The organism is Caballeronia sp. (assembly GCF_028292365.1).
GTDB lineage: Bacteria > Pseudomonadota > Gammaproteobacteria > Burkholderiales > Burkholderiaceae > Caballeronia.
Window position 1 is genome coordinate 1 of sequence record NZ_JAQGMM010000423.1, and the last position, 5,363, is coordinate 5,363.

Annotated in this window: 4 protein-coding genes and 1 pseudogene; 3 read left to right on the plus strand and 2 right to left on the minus strand. The window is 60.6% G+C overall.

The genetic code is table 11. The features are described from left to right. Nucleotides 1–132: 132 nt before the first annotated feature. Together JWR14_RS25325 and JWR14_RS25330 are read right to left on the minus strand one after the other, a co-directional pair. Nucleotides 133–2,334 carry a TonB-dependent siderophore receptor gene (locus JWR14_RS25325; RefSeq protein ID WP_299713777.1) on the minus strand — a complete coding sequence of 734 codons (2,202 nt, stop codon included), beginning with the start codon at nucleotides 2,332–2,334 and terminating at the stop codon, nucleotides 133–135. Between the two features lie 340 nt (nucleotides 2,335–2,674). Beyond that, the gene (locus JWR14_RS25330; protein WP_299713780.1) at nucleotides 2,675–3,367 is read right to left on the minus strand and encodes a FadR/GntR family transcriptional regulator; all 693 of its coding nucleotides are present in this window, start codon (nucleotides 3,365–3,367) and stop codon (nucleotides 2,675–2,677) included. Nucleotides 3,368–3,515: 148 nt separating this feature from the next. Between JWR14_RS25330 and JWR14_RS25335 the strand changes: the two genes are divergently transcribed. The 3 genes and pseudogenes from JWR14_RS25335 to JWR14_RS25345 form a co-directional block, all read left to right on the plus strand. After that, the gene (locus JWR14_RS25335) at nucleotides 3,516–3,647 is read left to right on the plus strand and encodes a hypothetical protein (RefSeq protein WP_299713783.1); all 132 of its coding nucleotides are present in this window, start codon (nucleotides 3,516–3,518) and stop codon (nucleotides 3,645–3,647) included. Then, on the plus strand, nucleotides 3,644–5,200 hold the full coding sequence (locus JWR14_RS25340; protein WP_299713786.1) for a sugar ABC transporter ATP-binding protein: 1,557 nt from the start codon (nucleotides 3,644–3,646) through the stop codon (nucleotides 5,198–5,200). Before JWR14_RS25335 ends, JWR14_RS25340 begins: the two co-directional genes overlap by 4 nt. Then, nucleotides 5,193–5,363: pseudogene (locus JWR14_RS25345) on the plus strand (ABC transporter permease); the annotation flags it as partial. The gene JWR14_RS25340 and the pseudogene JWR14_RS25345, both read left to right, overlap by 8 nt.

Genomic DNA, 5,363 nt, shown 5'->3' on the forward strand with positions numbered 1-5,363 from the left:
GAGCTACGTCACGATGTCCCGCGTTTTATCTCCCACTTCTATCGCACCCGACAAGTCCTTCGTATAACGAACGGCCGCGCTACGACCGGCCATCTCACGTCCACAAAAACCGGTTCGCGGTAAAACCCGGTATCAGAAGTCGGCGGTCATCGAGAGCAGCAGCGTACGCGGTCTTCCCTGAGTCAGGTACGCGCCAGTCGTCGAGGCCCAGTAAGCCTTGTTCGTCACGTTCTCCACGGTCGCGCGGAACGTGGTGACGTGTTTCAGCACGCTCGTTGTATAGCGCGCGCCGAGATCGAAACGATCCCAGGCCGGGATCGACAGCTTGTTCTGCGCGTCGAGATACTGGTTGCTCGTATGGATCCACGCGGCGTTGACCGTGACGCCGGGGAGCATCGGGAGATCGTATTCCGCGCCGACGTTGAACAGGTAACTCGGCACGCCGATCGGGCGATAGCCGTCAGTGGCGCCCTGGTTCGTATCGAGTTGCTTGGCGTTGATCACCGTCGCGCCTGCGAGCACGCGAACGCCGTGCAACGGCTCGCCATACACCGACAACTCGAGACCACGGTGACGCTGCGTGCCGTTGGTGCCGAACACGTTGGTCGTGCTGTCAGTGTAGGCGGAAGGCTGTTCGATCTGGAATGCCGACAATGTCGCACCGAAGTGATTCGAATCGTATTTCGCGCCCACCTCGTATTGCTTCGTCCGGTTCGGCGAAAGCGTCTGGCCCACGTTGGCCGCGGTTGAAGGCGCACTCTGTCCGGCGGCCAGCGATTCGCTGCGGTTCGCAAACAGCGCGATATTGTTCGTCGGCTTGACGACGAGGCCGAAGATGGGCGTTGTGATCGACTGGTCGTACGAAGACGAGATGGTGTCGGTGCCAACCGTGAAGTTGTTCTGGTGCAATTGCTGATGGCGCGCGCCGATCGTGAACAGGACGCGATCGCTCAGGAAACCGAGCGTGTCGGAAATGGCCACGCTGCGCGTCAGGATCTGATCGGCAAGACCCGGATCGGCGAAACTTCCTGCGACAAATCCATTTGCCGCGGGTTCGGGCACGATGCCGCCTCCGTACAGGCTTGTCGGGAACGAGCCGCTGAACGCGAACGCTTCACGATCCTCGAGCGTCGTGATCGCGAAACCCGCGCTGACCAAATGGCTGACCGGTCCTGTTGCGAAGTGCCCGCGTACGCCGGCTTCGGCAGACAACGCGTCGGTGGTGCGCAAGATATCGCCGCGCGTTGCGGTCGTGCCGGTATCGGCATTGAAGGTTGGTGACGAGTACGTGCCGTCCTCATGCGAGCGGTGGATGCCGCCGCTCACATACGCCGTCCACGCGGGCGCGAAGTCGTACTCGGCGCGCGCGATACCGACTGTGTCTTCGAGCGTGCTTTGCGTCCAGGGCTGGGCAAAGTTGTTGGCGGCGGACGCAACGGTTGGCACCTGATCGCCGGTTACGGAAACGGTAGAGCGCCCTTGATCGATGTTCTTGCGCTGGTAGAGAAAATCGCCGTACAAACGCACTTTGTCGCCGCGATAGTCAAGCGAGACAGCGGTTGAGGTGTTGTGGCGGAATTCATCGTTAATGCTCGTTTCGCCCCCGAGGATCGAGCTGTTCACACGGATGCCGAACTGCCCGTCGCTGCCGAAGCGCCGGCCGACATCGACGTGCGTGCCCAGTTGCCCTGAGCCGCTGCCCTCTACGGTTACGCGCGTGAGCGGCTTGTCGTCCGCGCGTTTCAGTTCCAGATTGATGCCGCCGCCCACCGCGGAGCCGGTCGGCGACGCGCCGTTCAGGAAAGCGTTGGCGCCCTTGAATACATCCACCCGTTCCAGCACTTCGGTTGCCACCAGTTGGCGCGGTGTAATTCCGTACAACCCATTCAACGAGATGTCGTCCCCGGTCAGTTGAAAACCGCGAATGACGAAAACCTCCGAGAAGTTGCCAAAACCGAAGGCCGGACGAACGCCGGGATCGTGGGACAGGAGTTCGCCGATCGAATGCGCCTGTTGATCTTCGATCGCCTTCGACGTGTAGCTCGTCATGCTGAAAGGCACGTTGATCATTTCCTGATTGCCGAGCACTCCGAATTTTGCACCGCGAGCAATCTGGCCGCCGTCGTAGGCGGGCGCGAAATCGCCCGGCAGGGGTTCCTTGGCCGCCTGAACCTTCACCGCGGGCAGGACGTTTTCCGTCGCCTCCGGCGAAGCAGATTGTGCTCGGGCGGTAGACGTTACGCCGATGCTCAGAGGCAGCGCCGCGTAAAGGAACGCTAGGCGAACGGCGTTGGACAGCGGTCGGACGGACGATGAACCGGTAAAAATAGACATGGCAATTAGATAGTTGGCACGCGAAGCGGTTGCGGGTGAGTGCGAGCAGGTCAGTAGCGGAAGAAAGCAGCGGACGATCGTGGTCGCGCGTTCGTGGCGCCATCAGGCAAGCGATGGCGCCACGAACGATGGTTGGGTCGTTCGGGTCTTGGGGTTGATGAACAAATTACAGGGAGCTAGAAACTGGCTGACAGATTATACACGAATGCGAATCGTTATCATTTGTAATTTCATTAATGATAACGATGCAGGGCGGTGGGGAGCCTTGGGGGCCGGGAGCGCTTGGTGGGTGAGTACGTGTGGAGTGATTTATTCGAACGGTACGGCTGGTCCGGACCCCTCAAACCCCGCCTACCCACCGTTCTTCCGACGCCTTCAAATGCGATCGAATAGCCGCTTGCGCGGCAATCGGGTCACGCGCTTCCAGCGTTCTCAAGATCCGTTCGTGCTCGGACAGCGCGACGCCCCACGTCGTGATGTTCTCCGCAAGTCCACTCACCTTGGCAGCGATCGGGTCGTTACGGCCATCGAATAACTCGCCGACCAGCCGGGTCAGCACGGAATTCCCGGCAATTTCAGCCAGGGCTATATGGAACTGCCGATCCGGTTCCAGCGGCGAGCGTCCTTCCGCGATCAGCTCGCGCATCGACTCCACACTCTTTTGCAGGCGTGCCATTCCCTCCGGTGTGAGCCGCGTGCAAGCCAGCACGATCACGCTTCCTTCAATAGCAGCACGTGCCTGCATCAGCTCGGTAGGGCTCTCGCCCATGGAGGTCAGCGGCGGTTCTTCCGTGCTGCCTTCGCAGACATAGACGCCCGAGCCCATCCGGATTTCGACCTGACCGCGAATTTCCAATGCAATCAACGCCTCCCGCAACGACGGCCGCGACACGCCCAACTGCTGCGCGAGCTCACGTTCCGGCGGCAGGCGCATACCCGCCTGGAAACTGCCGAGGCGGATCAGCGAGTTGATCTGATCGGCGATGGTTTGATACAGCCGTCGCGTTTCAACCGGTTTTACAGGTGTCGTCATGAGTGTCGGGCAGGAATTGAAGTGTAAGGTGGCTTGACCAATTCCTTTCAGCATCGCTTGATCGGCATGCCGATGAATATAAGGGTAAATACCGCGATTCCAGAGTGAGCCTAACGCCATTATCATTCGCAACAGGTAAGGCCACGTGATGAAACAGAAAAATTGGCTTGACCACTTTGGTGCCAGAACGATGATCGGTGCCACCCACGAAACCCGCGACCCCGCCGAGGAGACAACGCCGGTGCAAATGCTCATACGAGTCGACGAGGCCAAGCAATGAACGCGGCAGCCGAACAGGGCTCGCCGCAAGTCGCCCGCGCACCCGCTGTGGCAACCGACCCCTTGCTGCGCCTGAACCGCGTTGGCAAGCGGTTTCCTGGCGTGATCGCGCTGCAAAACGTCAGCTTCGACGTCCGCGCGGGCGAAGTGCATGCCATTTGCGGCGAAAACGGCGCGGGCAAGTCGACGCTCATGAAGATCGTCAGCGGCCAATACCGGCCGGACGAAGGCGAGATATTCATCGACGGCCGCGAGCACCACTTCGCGTCCACGCTCGAGGCGCAGGCTGCCGGCGTCGCGATCATTCATCAGGAACTGAACCTGATCCCGCACTTGTCCATCGCGGAGAATATCTTCCTGGCGCGGGAGCCGAAGCGCGGAATTTTCATCGACCGGGCGCGGCTTGCTGCCGACTCCCAGGCTGCGCTCGATCGCATCGGCCTGCAGCTCTTGCCGCGTACGCTGGTTGGATCGCTGTCGGTCGCGCAGCAGCAAATGATCGAGATCGCCAAGGCGCTGTCACTCAACGCGCGTCTCTTGATCATGGATGAACCCACGTCGTCGCTGACTGAATCCGAGACCGTGCATTTGTTCCGGATCATCAAGGAGTTGCGCCAGACGGGCGTGGGTATTGTCTATATCTCGCATCGGCTGGACGAGTTGGCCGAGATCGCCGATCGCGTCACCGTGCTGCGCGACGGCCGCACCATTTCCACCGATGACTTCGCCGCCACCACCATCGAACAAGTGGTTTCGCACATGGTCGGCCGCGATCTGGACGATGTCTTTCCCGAACGCAAATCGCAGCCGACGGATGAAGTCCTGCTGAGCGTGAGCGGCCTGAAGCGTCGCGATGTGTTCGGGCCGGTGAGCTTTGAATTGCGTCGCGGGGAAATCCTCGGCTTTGCGGGCTTGATGGGTTCGGGGCGCACCGAGGTCGCGCGAGCGGTGTTCGGTGCCGATCCCGTCGAGGCGGGTGAAGTTCAGTTACAAGGCAAGCGCCTCTCGATCCATTCGCCAATAGACGCAATTCGCAACGGCATTGCGTATCTATCGGAGGATCGTAAGGGCAACGGTCTCGCGCTGCAGATGACGGTCGCGAAGAACATCACGCTCGCGAATGTGGAGGCCGTGTCGGGCGCGGGCGGGTTTATCCGCTTCGACGAGGAGGCGAAGGTCGCGCGCAAATATATCGATGCGTTGGGCATTCGTACGCCGGGCGTGAACCAGATCACGCGCAATCTCTCGGGCGGCAATCAGCAAAAAGTCGTGATCAGCAAATGGCTGTTCCGAGAATCGAAGATCCTGTTCTTCGACGAACCCACGCGCGGCATCGACGTCGGTGCGAAATACGCCATCTATGAACTCATGGACCGGCTCGCGGCGCAGGGCATCGGCGTTGTGCTGATCAGTTCGGAGCTGCCCGAAATCATGGGCATGACCGATCGCGTGGCCGTGTTTCATGAAGGCCAGATAGCGGGCGTGCTCGAGACCCGCAAGACCAATCAGGAAGAAATCATGCACTACGCATCAGGACGGATCGCCCATGCTTGAGATGACTACCGACCCGGCGCACGCCGACCGTGCCCGCGCCCGAGAACGCCGCAAGGACCTGATCCAGAAGTTCGCGGCACTGGGAAGCCTGGTGATGCTCGTGGTCGTGTTCTCGGCGACGAGCAATGCGTTCATGTCGCTGGGCAATGGCATGACCGTGGCG